Genomic DNA, 17,967 nt, shown 5'->3' with positions numbered 1-17,967 from the left:
CTCGTCAGGCTCATAACCTGAAGGTCACAGGTTCAAATCCTGTCCCCGCAACCATATCCCCCCAATACACCACACACCACCGCCTCGGTAGCTACACGCTCCGGGGCTTGCTGCGTTTATGCTCCAACATATAGCGATAGCATCGCAGCAAGCTCACTGCGCAAATCGATCGCAAGATCGCCGTCTTCCGGTGTCAGCACCACCGCCTTGATGGGCCAGCTCTCATAACACCGGATTACAACGGTTCCCAATGACGGCTTTCCCTGCCGCCTTGCCGAGCTTGGCAGTGGTCGATTTCCGCGCATCTTGCTCCGAACGATGATCCGCCCGGGGCCAGCGCGTCTTCCCGACCGCATGCTTGCGGGTCTGGGGTGGAAGCTCGGCCACTATCCCGCCCGTTTCCGGTACTTCTTCCCACAAACGGGTACCCCTCGAAACACGGGACGATCGAAGCTGGCCATCGATGCCGCCATCGTGAGGGCTGGTATGGATGCAATCAAAGCGTCCAGTGCGGCGGTGATCTGGCGATGGGGGGGCGGATTGCGCGTCGATAGGCGCGGTCCAGGCCAGCCTGATGGAGCGGGTTAAGTCGAAGGCTCCGAGCGGGATCCGCAGGACGGAGGGTTCGCAAGAACCGTCCGGCATCACCATCACTTCCAAGCCGGCCCCGGACATGGCCTGGCGCCCTGTCATCGCCCGCGGCTCGTGCCGGGAAGAAGAAGCGGATGCCGCGCGCCGTGAAGGGCCGGCTGGTTTCCCGTGGCAAAGGGTTGTCCTCATGCATCGCTTGGCGGAGCCGCCCGAAGTCCCAGCGATGCATGGCATCGTTGGGAAGGCGGTGGAGGTTGGATGGCACCGGTCGGATATGCTGCCGTCGTGGGCAGGATAACGACCATACGAAGGTCTGATATCCACCTTCGACTTGGATAAGTAACCGGGGAGTCCGTAGAGGATTCCACAAACCCCGCGTGGTTCGACGTTGAAACCGCATGGCACCGGCGTGGCTCCACCGGTCGAGCCGATGCCGGATATCGGGAGAGATCTTGCCGTTTTTGGCGAAGTTTCATTGAGCGAGACCCTCGCGCGGCCTAGATGCCGGACCGGGCGTCGAACGACGAACGGCGTGCCGGGCCGACAGGTCGGACATCATAACATCGGAACATCAGATGCTGAGTTTTCTCATCGACGGTGGCCAGATGGGGGCGGCCATCCGCGCCTATGACTGGAGCGACACCGCTCTGGGCGTGCCGGCGGAATGGCCGACTCCGTTGAAGACCGTGGTGGGCATCGTGCTCGGTTCCAACCAGCCCATGTTCGTCGTCTGGGGTGCGGCGCAGACGCTGTTCTACAACGACGCCTATGCGGCCATTCTGGCGGACAAGCATCCGCACGCGCTGGGGCGCCCGTTCATGCAGGTCTGGGCGGAAATCGAGGCCGACCTGACCCCGATCGTCCGGCAGGCCTATGGCGGCCTGCCTGTCCATATGGACGACATCACGCTGATGATGAACCGGCGGGGGTATGTGGAGGAGGCCCATTTCGCGTTCTCGTACACGCCGGTCCGGGGCAAGGCCGGGACGGTGGAAGGGGTGTTCTGCGCCTGTACCGAGATTACCGATCAGATCCTGGCCGAGCGCCGCCGCGCCGCCGATACCCGGCGGCAGCGGCGTCTGTTCGAACAGGCGCCGGGGTTCATCACCATCCTGCAGGGGCCGGGGCATATCTTCGAGTTCGCCAACGCGACCTATCGCCGCCTGTTCGGCAACCGGGAATTCGTGGGCCGGACGGTGCGCGAGGCTTTTCCCGAACTGGCAGGCCAGGGCTTTTACGAACTGCTGGACCGCGTCTATCAGACCGGCGAGCGCTTCGTCGCCCATCACATCCCGCTTGTGCTGGAGGTGGAAGACGGCAGCCGGGAGGAGCGTATCCTCGACTTCATCTACGAACCGATCGTCGGTGATGCCGGCCACGTGACCGGCATCTTCGTCGAAGGGCAGGATGTCACGGCGACCCATCGGGTGCAGACCGAGTTGCGGGAGAGCGAGGAGCGTAACCGCCGTATCGTGGAAGGGGTGAAGGATCATTCCATATTCACGGTCGATACCCGGAACTGGGTGATGGACTGGACGCCCGGTGCCGAAACCGTCTTCGGCTGGTCCGCCGACGAGATTCGCGGCCGCTCCGTCGATATCCTGTACACCCCCGAGGATCGCGCCGCCGGCATTCCCACGCACGAATTGACGAGGGCACGCGACGAGGGTTGTGCCAGTGACGAGCGATGGCATGTTCGACGCGACGGAAGCCGGTTCTTCGCCAATGGCTCGGTTCGTCCGCTGCACGATGCGCAGGGTGCGATCACCGGGTTCATCAAGATCGTCCGCGACGAGACCGAACGGCGCGGCGCCGAGGCCGCGCTGCGTGAAACCGAGCAGCGTTACCGTCTGGCCGCCAAGGCGACCAACGACGCGATCTGGGACTGGGACCTGGCCTCGAACTGCGTCGAGTGGAACGAGGCGGTACGGGTGCTGTTCGGCTATGCCGAGGACGAGATCGAGCCGACCGGCGACTGGTGGATCGGGAACATCCATCCCGATGACCGGGAACGGGTCGATGCCGATATCCACGCCGTCATCGCCGGGGCGGACGACCATTGGACGTCCGAGTATCGCTTTCGCCGCGGCGACGGCAGTTTCGCCGATGTCTTCGACCGCGGGCACGTCTTCCGCAACGAGGAAGGCGCCGCCATCCGGATGATCGGGGCGATGCTGGACCTGACCGAGCGCAAGAGCGCGGAAAAGGCGCTGCGGGAGCTTAACGAGACGCTGGAGGTCCGCGTCGCCGAGCGGACCGCGGATCTCATGGCGGCACAGGATGCGCTGCGACAGGCGCAGAAGATGGAAGCGGTCGGCCAGCTTACCGGTGGCCTCGCGCATGATTTCAACAACCTGCTGACCGGCATTTCCGGCAGTCTGGAAATGATGCAGATTCGTATCGCCCAAGGCAGGACGGCCGATGTCGAACGCTATGTCGGCGCGGCGCAGGGTGCGGCCAAGCGCGCGGCGGCACTGACCCACCGGCTGCTCGCCTTCTCGCGCCGGCAGACGCTCGCCCCCAAGCCCACCAACGTCAACCACCTCGTCAGTGGCATGGAGGACCTGATCCGCCGCACGGTCGGGCCTCTGGTCGATGTCGAGACGGTCAATGCCGCCGGGCTGTGGCCCAGCCTGATCGATCCCAGCCAGCTGGAGAACGCCATCCTTAACCTGTGCATCAACGCGCGGGACGCGATGCCGCAGGGCGGCACGATCACGATCGAGACGTGCAACCGCTGGATGGACCAGCGCATGGCCGCAGAGCGTGGTCTGGACCCCGGCCAGTATATTTTCCTGTGCGTGTCCGACAAGGGTACCGGCATGACGCCGGAGGTGATCGCCCGGGCGTTCGATCCGTTCTTCACCACCAAGCCGATCGGCGAGGGCACCGGCCTTGGCCTGTCGATGATCTACGGTTTCGCCAAACAGTCGGGTGGTTCGGTGGCGATCTATTCGGAGGTCGATCAGGGTACGATGGTGTGCGTCTACCTCCCCCGGCATCAAGGGGAGGCCGATACGACCGACATCGCGGCCGAAACCGGGGCGGCGCCGCGTGCCGAGGCCGGGGAGACGGTGTTGGTCGTGGATGACGAGCCGACCGTGCGGATGCTCGTCGCGGAGGTCCTGACCGACCTGGGCTATACCGCGATCGAGGCGGCGGACGGTGCGGCCGGTCTGAAGGTCATCAACTCCGACCTGCGCATCGATCTGCTCATCACGGACGTGGGCCTGCCCGGCGGGCTGAACGGCCGGCAGGTCGCCGACGCCGCGCGCGTCGTGCGGCCCGATCTGAAGGTTCTGTTCATCACCGGATATGCGGAGAACGCCGTGTTGAGCCATGGTCATCTCGACCCCGGCATGCATGTCCTGACCAAGCCGTTCGGGATGGACATCCTCGCGACGCGCATACGCGATCTGATCGAAGGCTGAGGCGACAGCGGAGACATTCGCGCGGCCCGTCGTCCGCCCCATATCTGGCCCCCGCAGCCCGGCGTGCGCGCGACAAGGGGGCGCGGGTTTCGGTATCGATCCGGCGCCCTCCGTGACGATTGGCCCTATCGCGTGCGGGCATCAGGGAGCATGTCGTTAACGACTGGGCTTCCATAGGATGACGGAAGCCGCTTAGAGGATGACAAGCGTCGATGTCGGTAGTCATGGTTGCGCTGTTGCTCACGGGCAGTTCCGTCGAGATATTGCCGGCGCTGGTGCCACCAGCCGCAACCGCCTCGATCCACATGGACCTGGATGCCCTGCCGCGCGCGCGCGGGCAGGCAATGCCCGTCGGGCAGGAAACGCCCGGTCAGGACCCGTCGCAGGCCGCCGCGACCACCGTTCCACCATCGCCCGTTGCCGAGCCGGCTGACCCTGCGACGCCTGCAACACCTACCACCCCTCCGCCTCCGCCACAGACAGGGCAGGCGCTGCCCTCCGGCCATTCTCCGCAAAACGACATCGTCGTCACCGGCCGCAAGGAAGCGGCAGGCGATCCCCTGCGCGCGATCAATGCCGAGTCCTTCGCCGTCACCCAGAAGGTGGATGGTGCGGTGGTCGGCCCGGTGGCCAGGACGTACAAGAAGACGGTGCCGGGCCCGATCCGGTCGGGCATCCACAATTTCCTGTACAATCTGCGCGAACCGATCGTCTTTCTGAACTTCCTGCTGCAGTTGAAGCCGGGCAAGGCGGTCGAGACGGTCGGCCGGTTCGCGATCAACAGCACGATCGGCGCCGTCGGGGTCATGGATATCGCCAAGCGGAAGCCGTTCCGTCTGCCGCGACGCTCGAACGGGTTCGCCAACACGCTGGGCTATTACGGTATCAAGAACGGGCCGTTCCTGTTCCTGCCGCTGGTGGGGCCGACCACCGTCCGGGACCTGTTCGGCGGGGCGATCGACCGCCTCATCCTGCCGGCGGCGGTGGGCAGTCCGTTCACCAGCGCGACCTATGCGATACCGGCCGGCGTTCTCGGGGCGCTCGACCACCGGTCCGAGTTCGATCAGACGCTGAAGGACCTGCACGACAATTCGCCCGATCCCTATGCCGCGTCCCGCGCCTTTTACCTGAACCGGCGGCAGGCCGAGATCGACCGGTTGCATGGCCGCGGCCAGAGCGATCCGGCCGGCATGACGGGACCGCCGCCGAGCGTCCGCCCGTTCGTCCCCCGCGATCTGGAGCCGGCCCCTTCAACCCCAAACACGTCGATCCCGGACACGTCGACCTCGGAAACCTCCGAGCGGCCGCGTTCTCCGGCGCCTGCCCCGGCACCATCGGATGGCGGCCCTTCGGGCCAGTGATCCGCCATGTCCCCGGTGTGGGGTCCGATCGGTGACGAAGCCGATCGCGATGGCGTGACCGGCGGCATCGCGATCCTGTCCGCCTTCGATGCAGGCGGAAGCAAGGCACAGGGCCAGCCGTCCCACGCCGCCCGACATCCCACGCCATCGCTCAGTCGGTCAGTCCGGGGCCCTCGACGATCAGGGCGATGCCGATCGCGTTGCGCAGCGCGGCGGGGACATCGACCTCCAGGGCTGCAGCGGTGCGGCGAAACGGCAGCGCCGCGCCGCCGGGCACCGACACCCGCTCGATCCGCCCACGGCCGACCGGATTGGCGGCGCCCAGCAGGGTCGACCGCACCACGCCGTCCTCGGGCCAGCCCAGCACCAGCGCATGCACCGCCGTGCCCTTGCGGACGTACCGGATATCCCGCGGCGTATAGCCGGTGTCCTGGCCACCCTCCGAAAAGCTGCCGCCGCCCGAACCGGTCGGCCCCTCGGCATGGATGCGCCAGGGCCGGGTGGCGTAGATCGCATCGCCGTAACGGCGCATCCAGACGCCGATCGCCTCCACGATCTCGCGTTCCCGGGCATCGATCGTGCCGTCGCCCCTGATCGGCACGCTGAGCATCATGTTGCCGTTCTTCGAGACGACGTCGCACAGCGTGTGGAGGACCTTGGCAGGCGTCTTGTAGCGGTTGTCGCGCAGATACTGCTCGCCATAGAACCAGTTGCCGAGACAGGTTTCGGTCTGCCACGGATAGGGGTCGATATGGCCCTTCTGCCCCCGCTCCACGACATCGACCAGCCCCATGCGGCGCTGGGGCGGGGTTTCCTTCGCGGTGCAGACGCCATCCAGCCGGCCACCGTTGCGGCGCATATTCTGGTTGTAGAAATAGGCGGCGATATCCAGCCCGGCCTGACCGAGCGGCAGGTCGTGGTTGTCGAAATACAGCATGTCCGGCTGGTAACGGTCGATCAGTTCGCGACAGCGCAGCAGCCAGCGGTTCACGAATGCCGGGTCGGGAGACGGACCCTCGTTCCACAGCCCGTCGGTGGCGGCGTGCCAGGCATTGGCCTCGGCGATCGACCCGATATCGTCGGGCATCCGCATCGTCGCCCCGCCATATAGCTGTTGCGGATCGAGCCCGTTCCACCACGTGCCGCGACCATCGGCGCGTGTCAGCCTGGCGGCATCGTAGCGCTCGCCGCGCCGGGGGCCTTCCGGATCATAACCATAGGCCGGCTGGTTCCAGTGCCAGGCGTGACCCGAATGGTTCGACACCGCGAAGCGCAGGCCCCGCGCGCGTGCCAGCTTCTCCCAGGTGCCGATGATGTCCTTCCCCGGCCCGACACGGGTGGTGTTCCAGCCATGATGGGACGAGGCATAGCAGTCGAGATTGTCGTGATGATTGGCGAGCGCCATGAAATAGCGCGCGCCCGCATGTTTGTAGAGATCGAGCAGTTCGGCGGGGTCCCAGCGTTCGGCCTTCCACGCATGCTGGATCTCCATGAACCCGCGATCGGCGGGGTGGCCGTAATGTTCGCGGTGATGGGCGTAGGAGGGGTGCCCCTGCAGGTACATGTTGCGCGCGTACCAGTCGTCGCCGGCGGCGGGCACCGACGGCGCGCCCCAATGCGCCCAGATGCCGAACTTGGCATCCCGGAACCAGTCCGGTGCGGTGTAGCCGGCGGCCAGCGACGCCCAGTCGGCGGTGAAGGTGCGCGGGGCGGGCACCGTCACCGGGCGCAGCGCCGCCTGCGGCGACGATGGCGCGGCGGCGGTATTCGTCGTGCCCTGCGCCGCGAGGGGAAGCGGGTTCAGGCCCAGTGCGGTGGCGCCGGCCAGCACGGTGCGGCGATCGATCGGTGTCATCGTGCAATCCCCAGTATCTTGCCGGTCGTGCCAAGGGCAGGGCGCCCGGACGCGTGGTAGCGATCCAGGCGCCCTGCCGCCCCTTAGAAGTTCAGCCGCAGGATGCCGCTGATCCGGCGGTCGTTCAGGACCGAATCGCGGGGCCGCGTGTCGAGCCCGAAGATGGTGTCGCGCCGCGTGTTGGTCAGGTTGGTGCCGTCGACGGTGAACGCGACATGATCGTTGAAGCTGTACGTGACCGATGCGTCGAGCTGGCCGAACGCGTTCGAGTAGATCGGCAGGTTGCGCGTGCCGTTACCCGCCGTCGTGCGGACGTACCGGCTGCGCCAGTTATACGCGGCGCGGAACGACACCGGGCCCTTTTCGTACAGCCCGATCAGATTGTAGCTGTACTTGGACAGCCCTTCCAGCGGCACGGTGATGCGGGCGCCGCCGGTATCGATCGCGGTCGGCGACGGTGCCTCCGAATCCACATAGGTGAAGTTCGCCTGCACGCCGAAACCGCTGAGCAGCCCCGGCAGGAAGTCGAAGAAGGTGTTGCCGCCGATCTCGATGCCCTTGACCTTGCCGTCGTCGCCATTGGCCGGGCGATTGACGTCGTACACGACGCTGGTGTTGCCGAACGTGTAGGTTTCCGGGGTCACCGTGCTGGCGATGAAACCGTCGATCTTCTTGTAGAACCCGGCTGCGTACAGCAGCCCGGTGTTGGAGAAATACCATTCCAGCGATGCGTCGAACTGGTCCGCTTCCAGCGGCCGCAGGAACGGATTGCCCCCGGTGGCGATCGGACGGACCGGGTTCGGCGTGGCCGGATTGGGTTGCGTGATGCTCAGGTTGGGATTGAGCTGCGAAAAGTCCGGCCGCGTCAGCGCCTTCGATCCGGCAAGCCGGAGCTGCAGCCGCTCCGTGAAGCGGAACCGCAGGTTCAGGCTGGGCAGGAACTTGGTATAGTTGCTGTCCGCGTTCACCGCATCGAAACTGGTCGTGCCGTTCTGGAAGGCGGGGCTGCCGTCGCCGTTGAAGGCCGGCGATCCATCGGGATTGAGTACCCGGACCTGCGGCGTCTGGCTGAGGAAGCCGTTGGACCGGGATTCGGTGCGGACCACCCGCACACTGACATTGCCGTCGAACGGTACCGCGAAATCGTCCAGCCCGAACCGGGCGGTCGCATAGCCGGCATAGGTCTTTTCGACCTGGGTGTTGCGATCGCTGGGCAGATAGGACTGACCCGCGATCAACGCCGCCGCCGCCGCGTCCGGCAATTGCGTCGCCAGCTTGCGGCGCGTCGAACCATAATCGTTCAGGATGGCCAGCGGGAAGGCGAGCACGTCGCCGAACAGGCCGGGCCGGCCACGGAAGAAGCTGCTGGTGTCGAACACCTCGTAGAAGCTGGAGTCCGGCAGCGTGCCGGGGCCGCCGAAAAAGCCCACGAAGTTGCGGTACGACGTCGAGGCGTTGTTCGCGCGCCGGTTGGTGTAGCGCCCGCCGACCTTGATCGATTTCAGCGCGCCGTCGAATTTATATTCGGCATCCAGTCGCCCGGCATATTCGCGCGCCGACGAATCGTCGATGTTGTCCAGATAATAGCCGAGGCCGTAATTCGCGGGGTTGGTGAACCCTGCGCCGGTCGGCAGCGTCAGCACCGGCACGGCGCCCGACAGGTCCTGCGTCACCGTCGTGTTCGGTGGGCTGAGCGACACGATCGCGCGATCCGCGCTCGACGTACCCTTGATGTACTGGAAATCCGCGCTGACGTTCAGCCGGTCTGTCGGATTCCACTTGCCGTTCAGCGAGTAATCGGTGGTCACCGAATCGCGTGTCGAGAAACTGGTGTTGGACGCGGTCGGTACGTCGACGAACGATCCGCGGATGAATTCGCCGTTGCTGTCGAACTGCGGCGGATCGATCGTGGACGGGATGATGTTGCTGGTGCCGGTGAACGCAAAGAACGAATAGTCGCGGAAGACGAAGTTGTATTCCGCGCGGAACATCTCGCCCGTGAATTCCAGCCGGTCGGTCGGCCGCCACTGCACCGCGATATCGGTGCCGAAGCGCTGGCGGTCGCCCTGTACCTGGCCGATGCCGGCGCCGGACGGAACGGTGGTCGTCGCGTTGCCACGGCCCGGGAAGGGGCCGAGGTCGGTCCCGGCGCCGAAGGTGTAGAATGGTTCGGTGGACACCGTATCCTGCCGGAACGCGGTCCGCTGGTAAGAGACGTTGGCGAGGATGCCGACCTGTCCGATCGGCGTGTTCCACCGATAGCTGACCAGCGCGCTGGCCTGCGGCTCCGTCTGGTCCACCAGATCGTAATGGTTGAGCCCGAAGCTCGCCGCGAATTTCGCCCCCGCGAAATCGAACGGCTTGCGCGTGCGCAGGTTGACGAGGCCGCCGATACCGCCCTCGACCAGATCGGCCGACGGATTCTTGTAGACGTCGATACCCGCCAGCAATTCGGACGGCACGTCTTCGAGGCTGAGACCACGGCCGCCATTGGCGGTGAAGCTGTCCCGGCCGTTCACCTCGGTGCGGACCTGGGTCAGGCCGCGAATGGCGATCGCGCTGCCCTCGCCGTAACTGCGTTCCACCTGCACGCCGGAAATCCGCTGCAACGCCTCGGCGACGTTACGGTCGGGCAGTTTGCCGATATCCTCGGCCGCGATGGAATCCACGATCTGTTCGGCGTTGCGCTTGATCTGCTGCGCCGATCGCACGCTGGCGCGGATACCGGTAACAACGATGTCGTCGCCCTCGGCGGGGTCGCTGGCGGCTTCGGTGCCGATCGGCGCCTGTGCGGCAGGGGCCGGCTCGCCAGCCGTGCCAGTGCGGGGTGGCTGGCCGCCGACGCTGCCGTCGCCTGTCCGGGCTGAATCTGACCGGTGTCGCCATTCGCGACCGGAACGGTCGTCTGGGCGAGCGCGACCATGGGAGAAATGCCGAAGGCCAGCAGCGCCGACGATGCACAGGCGTTCAACCACCGCTGGCGATTCGGGCGTGCGCGCGGCGACAGGGCGATGACAGTCGATTGCATTGTTCTTTTCCTCTCCTGGATGCGCGCTTCATGGCCGGACTGCACCAGCCCAAGGCATGTTACGCCGTCATCTTGATCGTGATAGCGCTATCATAATCGAGCGCATCCACGGCCGGGACCCTGTATAAAAGTCTTTCCTGCCAAAGCAATGGGAGTGGTAGCGTTCGCTATCCGGGATCGGGATCGGGGCTATCGCGTCCGGATGGGCCGGTATTGCCGTCGGGTGGGTGTCACGGCCCGACGTGACAGTCGATGGCGGGGGCGACGGGCGCGTCTGAACTGCGATGCCACCGCCCCGGTCTGGGGCGGTGGCATCGGTCGTGCGGCGGCCGTCATGGCCGGGGAGGCATCAGCCCTGGGGGTCTGGGCCGCGCATCGCGGACGTCAGAATGACGTCCATTCGTCGTCCGTGCGGACCATGGCGGAAAGGGCGCCCGCCGGCAGGGGACGGATATGTGAGCCGTAAGCCTCCGGCTTGCCGTAATCCGGCTTGCCCGCCGACGCGCGATCATGCGCGCCGGTATGTCCGATGGTGAAGCGGCTTGCCTGCTCGCTCAGATTGCCGACTTCGCCCGCCAGATTGCGCGCGGCGGCGGAGGTTTCCTCGACCATCGCGGCATTCTGCTGGGTGGACTGGTCCATCGTGCCGATCGCCACGGATATCTGCGTGATCGCCGCCGACTGCGCCTGATTGTCGGTTGCCATCGTCGCCAGCAGTTGGTGGACCTGCGTCACGTCGTCCGAGATGTTGGCGAGTGCGCCATCGACCTTGGTGACCGCTTCGACCGCGGTGACGATATCGGTCTGCGTGACCGTCAGCTGGTCGCGCGCCCGCTTGGCTTCCTCCTCGGCGCGCATCGCGAGAGCGGAGACGAGATCGGCCACCACCGCGAAGCCGCGCCCGGCATCGCCCGCCCGGCCGGCTTCGACCGCCGCGTTCATCGCCAGCACCCGCGTCTGGAACGCGATCTTGTCGAGACCCTCGATCACCGAGTCGATGCCCTTGGCGCTGTCCGACACCCGGCCCATCGCCTGCACCGCTTCGTCGGCCACCGCGCGACCGCCACCGACCGTGGCGATCGCCTGATCGGCGCGCTCCACCGTCCGCGTCGCCGCCACCGCCGAGGCACGCAGGCGGCCGTCCATCTGGGTGACCGAGGCGGCGGTCTCCTCCAGCGAGGCGGCGTTGCTTTCGGTCCGCCGCGCGAGGTCTTCGGAGGCCTGCGCGATCTCGCCGGAACCGGTACGGATCGTGGCGGCGCTGTCCGACACCGACCCGATCAGGTCGCGCAGCTTGTCCAGCGCCTCGTTGAAATTCGCCTTCAGGGCCGCATAGTCGGCGGGAAAATCCGTGTCGATCGTCGCGGTCAGGTCGCCGTTCGACAGGTCGGACAGGTGCGCCGATACGGTGTCGACCACCATCTTCTGTTCGGCATCGGTGCGGGCCTTTGCCTGATCGGCCGCCTGTTTGGCGATGCCGTCCTGCCGGAACACCTGTACCGCCCTGGCCATCGCGCCAACCTCGTCACCGCGATCGACGCCGACGATTCCGGCGTCGTAACGGCCGCCGGCCATGTCGGCCATCTGGCCGCGAAGCCGGTCGAGCGGCCCCGTGATACCCTTGCGCGTCGCGACCATCGCCAGCCCCAAGCCGGCGATCACGCTGACGATCGCCACCGCGATCAGCGTCGTCGACGTGTGACGGTTCGACGCGGCGAGATCGGCGGACGAGGTCTTGGCGAAATCGATCCGCTTCTCGTTATAGGGTGCGAACCGCACCTGCAGTCGGTCGGCAAGCGCGTCGCCGTCCTGCAGCATCCTGCGCGCCGCATCGTTGTCGTTGCGAACACCCAACGCGACGCCCTGCGCGTACCTGTCCTGCACGGCCGTCAGTTCCCTGGCGAAATCGTCGATGATCGTCGCAGCGGCGGGGTCGCCCGCCTTGGCCCGGTTCAGCGATCCGATGGCGGCGTCGAACGCCGCTTTCTCGGCCTCGGCAGCGGCGCGGGCCTTTGGCGAGCCGCCGTCATAGACCAGCGTCTGGTACGATCGGTAGCTCATACTCAGCAATGACCGGTTGGCGCGGGCGAGGTGAATGGTCGGTTCCATCGTATGTGCGATCAGATTGCCGTACCGGGCATCGGCCGCCATCAGCCGGCTGGACGATGTCCATGCCAGGCCCAGGGCGACGATTCCGATCAGCGACAGCAGGAGGGATATTTTGATCGATATCTTCAGGTTGTTGAGTGACGTCATGATGGGTCCCTAAGTCGCCTCGCTGGTCTGGGTGGCACGCGGTTGGCGTGCACCCCGCCTCTAGGTGTAGGACGAGATCGGCTTCGATGGACGTCTGGCATCGTTGTTTGGTATACTAATCAACCGTGTCGGAACCGGCCGCACTGAGGATTGGACCCGGCTCCTGGCGATTCCGTCATGCCGCCGGATCGGGGAACGTCGCACATGCAACGTCCCCGCCATTCCCCGGTCGCCGACGCTATCCGACCGCCGCGATCGCCTTCGTCGCCGGTTCACCGGTCCAGTCGAGGTCACCGACCGTGCGCAACACCTCGCGCCCGGCCGAATCGTACAGGATGCTGGTCGGCAGGTTGCTGGCCACCGCGGGCACCCATGCCATCTTGGGATCGGTATAGGCTTTCAGCGTCGTGAATTTCCGGGCGGCGAAGAAGGGCGCAACCTTGGCCGGGTCCATGTCCTGGCTGAGCGTCACGACATGGAGCCGCCCCGCCTCACGTGTGGCCAGTGCATCCAGCGTCGGCAGTTCCTTCACGCACGGGCCGCACCACGTCGCCCACAGGTTCAGCAGCACCGGCTTGCCCCGGAACGACGCCAGCGTCACCGGCTTGCCGGCGGGATCGAGGAAGCCGAGCGTCGGCGCCGCCTCGCCCGCATGGGTCCGATCGAACGAGCCGCTGCGGGGCGCGGCGGCAGCGGCGGGGGGTGCCTCGTCGGCGCTCACCTCGTCCGCGCTGGCGGTGCTCGCCGCATTGCCTTGCCCCGCCGGGGCCGAGGGCTTATCGCCGCACGCGGCCAGCAGGCCCGCGAGCAGGACCGGAATGATCGACGAACGCATGAAATCCTCCAATGCCATGTGGGGCGGCCGCTTTGCGGAAGGGCCCTCGGCGGTGATGCGCGAGATTAACGCCTCGCTGCCGTTCGACAAGCGAATGTGGCGGCAGGACATTGCCGGATCGCTGGCGCATGTCGCGATGCTGGGCAAGCAGGGCATCGTGTCTCCGCAAGATGCGGCGACGATCGCGGCGGGGCTGGAGACGGTGGCGGCGGATTACGCGGCGAACGGCGTCCCCCACGACCTGTCGCTGGAAGACATCCACATGCTGACCGAGGCACGGCTGGCCGAGGCGATCGGCCCGGTCGCCGGCCGGCTGCATACCGCGCGCAGCCGCAACGATCAGGTCGCGACCGATTTCCGCCTGTGGGTGCGCGACGCGATCGATCAGGTGCTGGCCGCGCTCGCCGCGCTGCAGGTCGCGCTGCTGGCGCGGGCCGAGGGCCATGCCGGCAGCGTGATGCCCGGTTTCACCCATCTGCAATCCGCGCAGCCGGTGACGCTGGGCCATCACCTGATGGCGTATCACGCAATGATCGCGCGCGATATCAGCCGCTTCGCCGATGCGCGTAGCCGGCTGAACCGCTGTCCGCTCGGCTCGGCGGCGCTGGCGGGCACCGGCTTCCCGATCGATCGCCATGCGACGGCGGCGGCGCTGGGGTTCGACGGACCGACCACCAACTCGCTCGACGCCGTCAGCGACCGCGACTTCGCGCTCGACTACCTGACGGCGGCGACCCAGTGCGCGCTGCACCTGTCGCGGCTGGCGGAGGAATTCGTGCTGTGGGCGTCGCAGCCCTTCGGCTTCGTCGCGCTGTCCGATCAATGGTCGACCGGCAGTTCGATCATGCCGCAGAAGCGCAATCCCGACGCGGCCGAGCTGGTGCGCGGCCATGCCGGGCGGATCATGGGCGCGATGACGTCGCTGATGGTGACGATGAAGGGCCTGCCGCTCGCCTATTCGAAGGACATGCAGGACGACAAGCCGCCGGTGTTCGAGGCGCACGACCTGCTGGGCCTATGCCTGGCGGCGATGACCGGGATGATCGACAGCGCCACCTTCCGGACCGACCGGATGCGGCAGGTGGCGGAGGCCGGCTTCTCCACCGCGACCGATCTGGCCGACTGGCTGGTGCGCGAGGCGGGTCTGCCGTTCCGTGAGGCGCATCACGTCACCGGTCGCGCGGTGAAGCGGGCGGAGGAATTGGGCATCGGCCTCGACGCGCTGTCGCTGGACGAACTGACCGCGATCGACGGCCGCATCGATGCCTCGGTCTACGACGTGCTGTCGGTCGATGCCTCGGTCGCCAGCCGCACCAGCTTCGGCGGCACCGCCCCCGTCAATGTCCGCGCGGCGATTGCCGCGGCGAGGGGAGAGGCATGAGGCCCGTCCTGATCGCGCTGCCGCTGCTGCTCGCCGGGTGCGGCTCCGCCGCCGGGCTGAAACCGCCGGAGGGCAGCTCGCTGCCCGTCGCGCCGGTGGGCGCACGCGCTACGCCGACGCCACAGGAACTGCTCACCCCCACCCCGCAACAGCGCCCGCAGCGCAGCGACGAACTGCTTCGTCGTTCCGACCAACGCCGCAATGACGAGTTCGATCTGCCACCGCGATGAACCATTTCGATTATTCAGATGGCGTGATGCACGTCGAGGACGTGGCCGTGCCGGTGATCGCCGAGGCGGTCGGCACCCCGGTCTACATCTATTCCGCCGCGACGCTGCGTCGCCATGCGCGCGTGTTCCGCGAGGGGCTGGCCGGGGTGCCGCGCAAGCACCTGGCCTATGCGATCAAGGCGAACCCCAATCTGGCGGTGCTGCGCGTGCTGGCCGACGAGGGTTACGGCGCCGATGTCGTCTCGGTCGGCGAGATGCGGCGCGCGCTGGCCGCCGGGATGCCGGCCAGTGACATCGTCTTCTCCGGCGTCGGCAAGACCCGCGCCGAACTCGCCGCCGCGCTGGACGCGGGGATCGGCCAGTTCAACCTCGAACTGGAGGAGGAGGGCGTCGTCCTTGCGCAACTGGCGCATGAACGCGGCCTGCGCGCGCCCGCCACGCTGCGGGTGAACCCCGATGTCGATGCCGGCACCCACGCCAAGATCTCGACCGGGCGCAAGGAGAACAAGTTCGGCGTGGCCGTGGATCAGGCACCCGGCATCTTCGATCGGCTGGCGGGCCTGCCGGGGCTGAACCTGCGCGGAGTCGCGGTCCATATCGGCAGCCAGCTGTTCGACCTGAAGCCGCTGGAAGCCGCCTATGTCCGCCTCGGCGAACTGGTCGCCGAGCTGCGCGCCGCCGGCCACACCATCACCCATGTCGATCTCGGCGGCGGTCTGGGCGTGCCCTACAAGGCGGGGGACATGCCGCCCAGTCCGGCCGAATATGGCGAGATGGTCGCGCGCGTCACCGCCGACTGGGACGCGGAACTGATGTTCGAGCCAGGCCGGGTCATCGCCGGCAATGCCGGCGTGCTGGTGACCGAGGTGATCTGGGTGAAGCCCGGCGTCGTCCACCCCTATGTCATCGTCGATGCCGCGATGAACGACCTCGCCCGCGTCGCGCTGTACGATGCCTATCACGATTTCGTCGCGGTGCGCCCCACCGGCGAGCGGATGACGGCGAACATCGCCGGCCCGGTCTGCGAAAGCGGCGACACCTTCGCGATGGGGCGCGACATCGACCGTGTCGTGTCCGGTGACCTCGCCGTGCTGCGTACCGCCGGCGCGTACGGTGCGACGATGGCGTCGACCTATAACAGCCGGCCGCTGGTGCCCGAGGTGCTGGTCGATGGCGACCGCTTCGCCGTCGTCGCCGACCGGGTGGCGGCCGAGACGCTGATCGCCGCCGAACGCGTGCCGGACTGGCTGCAAGGGTGAGGGCGGGGGCATGAGCCTGCACAGCCTGCCGCTGTTCGTGCGGCTGGCGGGCCGACCGGTGATCCTGCTGGGCGAGGGCGAGGCGGCGGACGCCAAGCGCCGCCTGCTCGACCGCGCCGGTGCGGTGGTCGTCGGCGAGGCGGCACAGGCGGCGCTCGCCATCGTCGCGATCGACGAGGAGGATGTGGCGCTGGCGGCGGTCACCCGGCTGAAGGCGCGCGGGGTGCTGGTCAACGCGGTCGACCGGCCCGATCATTGCGATTTCACGCTGCCCGCGATCGTCGACCGCGATCCGGTGCTGGTCGCGATCGGCACCGGTGGCGTCTCCGCCGGGCTGGCGGCGGCGCTGCGCCAGCGGCTGGAGGCGTTGCTGCCCGCGACGCTCGGCGATCTGGCGCGCGGGATGCACGCCGCGCGCGCCGGTCTGCGGGCCGCGCTGCCCGACATGGGCGCGCGCCGCCGCGCGATCGGTGCGGCGCTGGCACCGGGCGGCCCGCTCGATCCGCTGGCCGATCATGCCGGTGTCGACATGGTCGCGGCGATCGCCGCCGGCGGCGCGCCCGAACGGCTGGAGTCGATCATGCTGACCTCCGCCGATCCGGACGACCTGACGCTGCGCCATGCCCGTCTGCTCGCCAATGCCGACCGGGTGTTCCACGGCACGGACGTGCCGCCCGCGATCCTCGACCGCGCCCGCGCCGATGCCGCGCGGATCGTCGGGGCGGCGGACGCGGGGCCGGGCCTGACCGTCGATGTGCGGATGGCATGGTGATGGAGGCGTATTGCGTCCGCTTCGTCCGGGGCCAGGCCACCGCGATCACTCCGGACGAGGCGCTGGCGGTGCGTGGCGACCTCGTCTGGATACACCTGCCGCAGATCGACGACGAGACGCGCGGCTGGCTGCACGGACGCGCGGCGCTGGACGATTACGTCGTCGACGCCCTCACCGCGACCGAAACGCGTCCCCGCTGCGAGGCGTTCGGCGAGGGGGCGTTCCTCAACCTGCGCGGCCGCTCGCAGGCGGCGCTGGACGGCGATCTGCTCGCCTCGGTCCGCATCTGGGCGGAGAAGGGCCGGGTCTTCTCGGTCACGCGCAAGTCGCTGATCGCGGTCGGCATGGTGAAGGCGGAGGCGAAGGGCGGGCATCTGCACGATCCCGGCGACCTCATCACCGCCTTCGCCGCCGCGATCACCGCCGATCTCGATCCCGATGTCGCGCAGCTGGGCGACGAACTGGACGATTGCGAGGAGCGGATCGACGCCAGCCGCATCTTCGAACTGCGCCGCACCGTCAGCAAGGTGCGGATCGCCGCGATCGGCTATCGCCGCTTCCTCAGCCCGCAACGCGCCGCGCTGGAGAAGCTGGCGGCGTTGCCGGGCGACTGGCTGGGCGACGACGATCGGCTCCACCTCGCCGCCGCCGCCGATCGTGCCGCGCGGATGGCCGAGGAGCTGGAATCGATCCGCGAACGCTCCGCGCTGATGCACGAGACGCTGTCGGACCTGCGCGCCGAACAGATCGACACCCGCTCGCTCGTCATCTCGATCGCGGCGCTGGTGTTCCTGCCGCTGACCTTCATCACCGGGCTGTACGGGATGAACGTGGCGAACCTGCCCTATGCGCAGGAACCCTGGGCGTTCGATGCGATCGCCGGCCTGTGCGCGGTGATCGCGGCCGGGGTGGTGATCTACTTCGTGCAGCGCCACTGGTTCACCCGCTGAGGAGTGGCTAAGGGGCCG

General features: G+C 67.4%; 11 protein-coding genes. 7 read left to right on the top strand and 4 right to left on the bottom strand.

Going from position 1 to position 17,967, the window contains the following annotated elements; all coding sequences use genetic code 11:
• Window positions 1–1,166: 1,166 nt before the first annotated feature.
• Window positions 1,167–4,022 carry a hybrid sensor histidine kinase/response regulator gene (locus IFT82_RS13040; RefSeq protein ID WP_192127399.1) on the top strand — a complete coding sequence of 952 codons (2,856 nt, stop codon included), beginning with the start codon at window positions 1,167–1,169 and terminating at the stop codon, window positions 4,020–4,022.
• A 224-nt stretch (window positions 4,023–4,246) separates the two neighbouring features.
• Window positions 4,247–5,383, top strand: a complete 1,137-nt coding sequence (locus IFT82_RS13035; protein ID WP_244646731.1) for an MlaA family lipoprotein — start codon at window positions 4,247–4,249, stop codon at window positions 5,381–5,383.
• A gap of 151 nt (window positions 5,384–5,534) precedes the next feature.
• Here IFT82_RS13035 and IFT82_RS13030 read toward each other — a convergent pair whose 3' ends face one another.
• The 4 genes from IFT82_RS13030 to IFT82_RS13015 all read right to left on the bottom strand — a co-directional run bounded on the left by IFT82_RS13030 (window position 5,535) and on the right by IFT82_RS13015 (window position 13,357).
• A complete protein-coding gene (locus tag IFT82_RS13030; RefSeq protein ID WP_192127397.1) occupies window positions 5,535–7,238 on the bottom strand; it encodes an alpha-L-fucosidase in 1,704 nt (567 codons plus the stop codon).
• Window positions 7,239–7,321: 83 nt separating this feature from the next.
• Window positions 7,322–10,213 carry a TonB-dependent receptor gene (locus IFT82_RS13025; RefSeq protein ID WP_192127395.1) on the bottom strand — a complete coding sequence of 964 codons (2,892 nt, stop codon included), beginning with the start codon at window positions 10,211–10,213 and terminating at the stop codon, window positions 7,322–7,324.
• 437 nt (window positions 10,214–10,650) lie between these two features.
• Window positions 10,651–12,522, bottom strand: coding sequence for a methyl-accepting chemotaxis protein (locus IFT82_RS13020; RefSeq protein WP_192127393.1), 1,872 nt, complete (start codon window positions 12,520–12,522; stop codon window positions 10,651–10,653).
• A 238-nt stretch (window positions 12,523–12,760) separates the two neighbouring features.
• A complete protein-coding gene (locus IFT82_RS13015) occupies window positions 12,761–13,357 on the bottom strand; it encodes a TlpA family protein disulfide reductase (RefSeq protein ID WP_244646730.1) in 597 nt (198 codons plus the stop codon).
• A 16-nt stretch (window positions 13,358–13,373) separates the two neighbouring features.
• Between IFT82_RS13015 and argH the strand changes: the two genes are divergently transcribed.
• Genes argH through IFT82_RS12990 form a run of 5 tightly spaced genes read left to right on the top strand, consistent with a single transcriptional unit; the run spans window position 13,374 to window position 17,949 of the window.
• Window positions 13,374–14,738: an argininosuccinate lyase gene (argH, locus tag IFT82_RS13010; protein WP_213014362.1), complete on the top strand. Its 1,365-nt coding sequence runs from the start codon at window positions 13,374–13,376 to the stop codon at window positions 14,736–14,738.
• The gene (locus tag IFT82_RS13005; protein ID WP_192127387.1) at window positions 14,735–14,968 is read left to right on the top strand and encodes a hypothetical protein; all 234 of its coding nucleotides are present in this window, start codon (window positions 14,735–14,737) and stop codon (window positions 14,966–14,968) included. The genes argH and IFT82_RS13005 overlap by 4 nt, the downstream gene beginning before the upstream one ends.
• Complete coding sequence (gene lysA, locus IFT82_RS13000; protein WP_192127385.1) at window positions 14,965–16,227, top strand: diaminopimelate decarboxylase; 1,263 nt, start codon at window positions 14,965–14,967, stop codon at window positions 16,225–16,227. Before IFT82_RS13005 ends, lysA begins: the two co-directional genes overlap by 4 nt.
• A 10-nt stretch (window positions 16,228–16,237) precedes the next feature.
• A complete protein-coding gene (locus tag IFT82_RS12995) occupies window positions 16,238–16,999 on the top strand; it encodes a precorrin-2 dehydrogenase/sirohydrochlorin ferrochelatase family protein (RefSeq protein ID WP_192127383.1) in 762 nt (253 codons plus the stop codon).
• Window positions 16,999–17,949 carry a CorA family divalent cation transporter gene (locus tag IFT82_RS12990; protein ID WP_446740971.1) on the top strand — a complete coding sequence of 317 codons (951 nt, stop codon included), beginning with the start codon at window positions 16,999–17,001 and terminating at the stop codon, window positions 17,947–17,949. The genes IFT82_RS12995 and IFT82_RS12990 overlap by 1 nt, the downstream gene beginning before the upstream one ends.
• Window positions 17,950–17,967 lie beyond the last annotated feature (18 nt).

The sequence above is a fragment of the Sphingomonas sp. CFBP 8760 genome (genome assembly GCF_014841615.1).
GTDB lineage: Bacteria > Pseudomonadota > Alphaproteobacteria > Sphingomonadales > Sphingomonadaceae > Sphingomonas.
This window is presented reverse-complemented; position numbering and strand designations above follow the sequence as displayed.

Excerpts from the sequence above, each read along its gene's own strand:
- IFT82_RS13040 (WP_192127399.1), top strand. The coding sequence starts at position 1,167 with ATGCTGAGTTTTCTCATCGACGGTGGCCAGATGGGGGCGGCCATCCGC.
- IFT82_RS13035 (WP_244646731.1), top strand. The coding sequence starts at position 4,247 with ATGGTTGCGCTGTTGCTCACGGGCAGTTCCGTCGAGATATTGCCGGCG.
- IFT82_RS13030 (WP_192127397.1), bottom strand. The coding sequence starts at position 7,238 with ATGACACCGATCGATCGCCGCACCGTGCTGGCCGGCGCCACCGCACTG.
- IFT82_RS13020 (WP_192127393.1), bottom strand. The coding sequence starts at position 12,522 with ATGACGTCACTCAACAACCTGAAGATATCGATCAAAATATCCCTCCTG.
- IFT82_RS13015 (WP_244646730.1), bottom strand. The coding sequence starts at position 13,357 with ATGCGTTCGTCGATCATTCCGGTCCTGCTCGCGGGCCTGCTGGCCGCG.
- argH (WP_213014362.1), top strand. The coding sequence starts at position 13,374 with ATGTGGGGCGGCCGCTTTGCGGAAGGGCCCTCGGCGGTGATGCGCGAG.
- IFT82_RS13005 (WP_192127387.1), top strand. The coding sequence starts at position 14,735 with ATGAGGCCCGTCCTGATCGCGCTGCCGCTGCTGCTCGCCGGGTGCGGC.
- lysA (WP_192127385.1), top strand. The coding sequence starts at position 14,965 with ATGAACCATTTCGATTATTCAGATGGCGTGATGCACGTCGAGGACGTG.
- IFT82_RS12995 (WP_192127383.1), top strand. The coding sequence starts at position 16,238 with ATGAGCCTGCACAGCCTGCCGCTGTTCGTGCGGCTGGCGGGCCGACCG.
- IFT82_RS12990 (WP_446740971.1), top strand. The coding sequence starts at position 16,999 with ATGGAGGCGTATTGCGTCCGCTTCGTCCGGGGCCAGGCCACCGCGATC.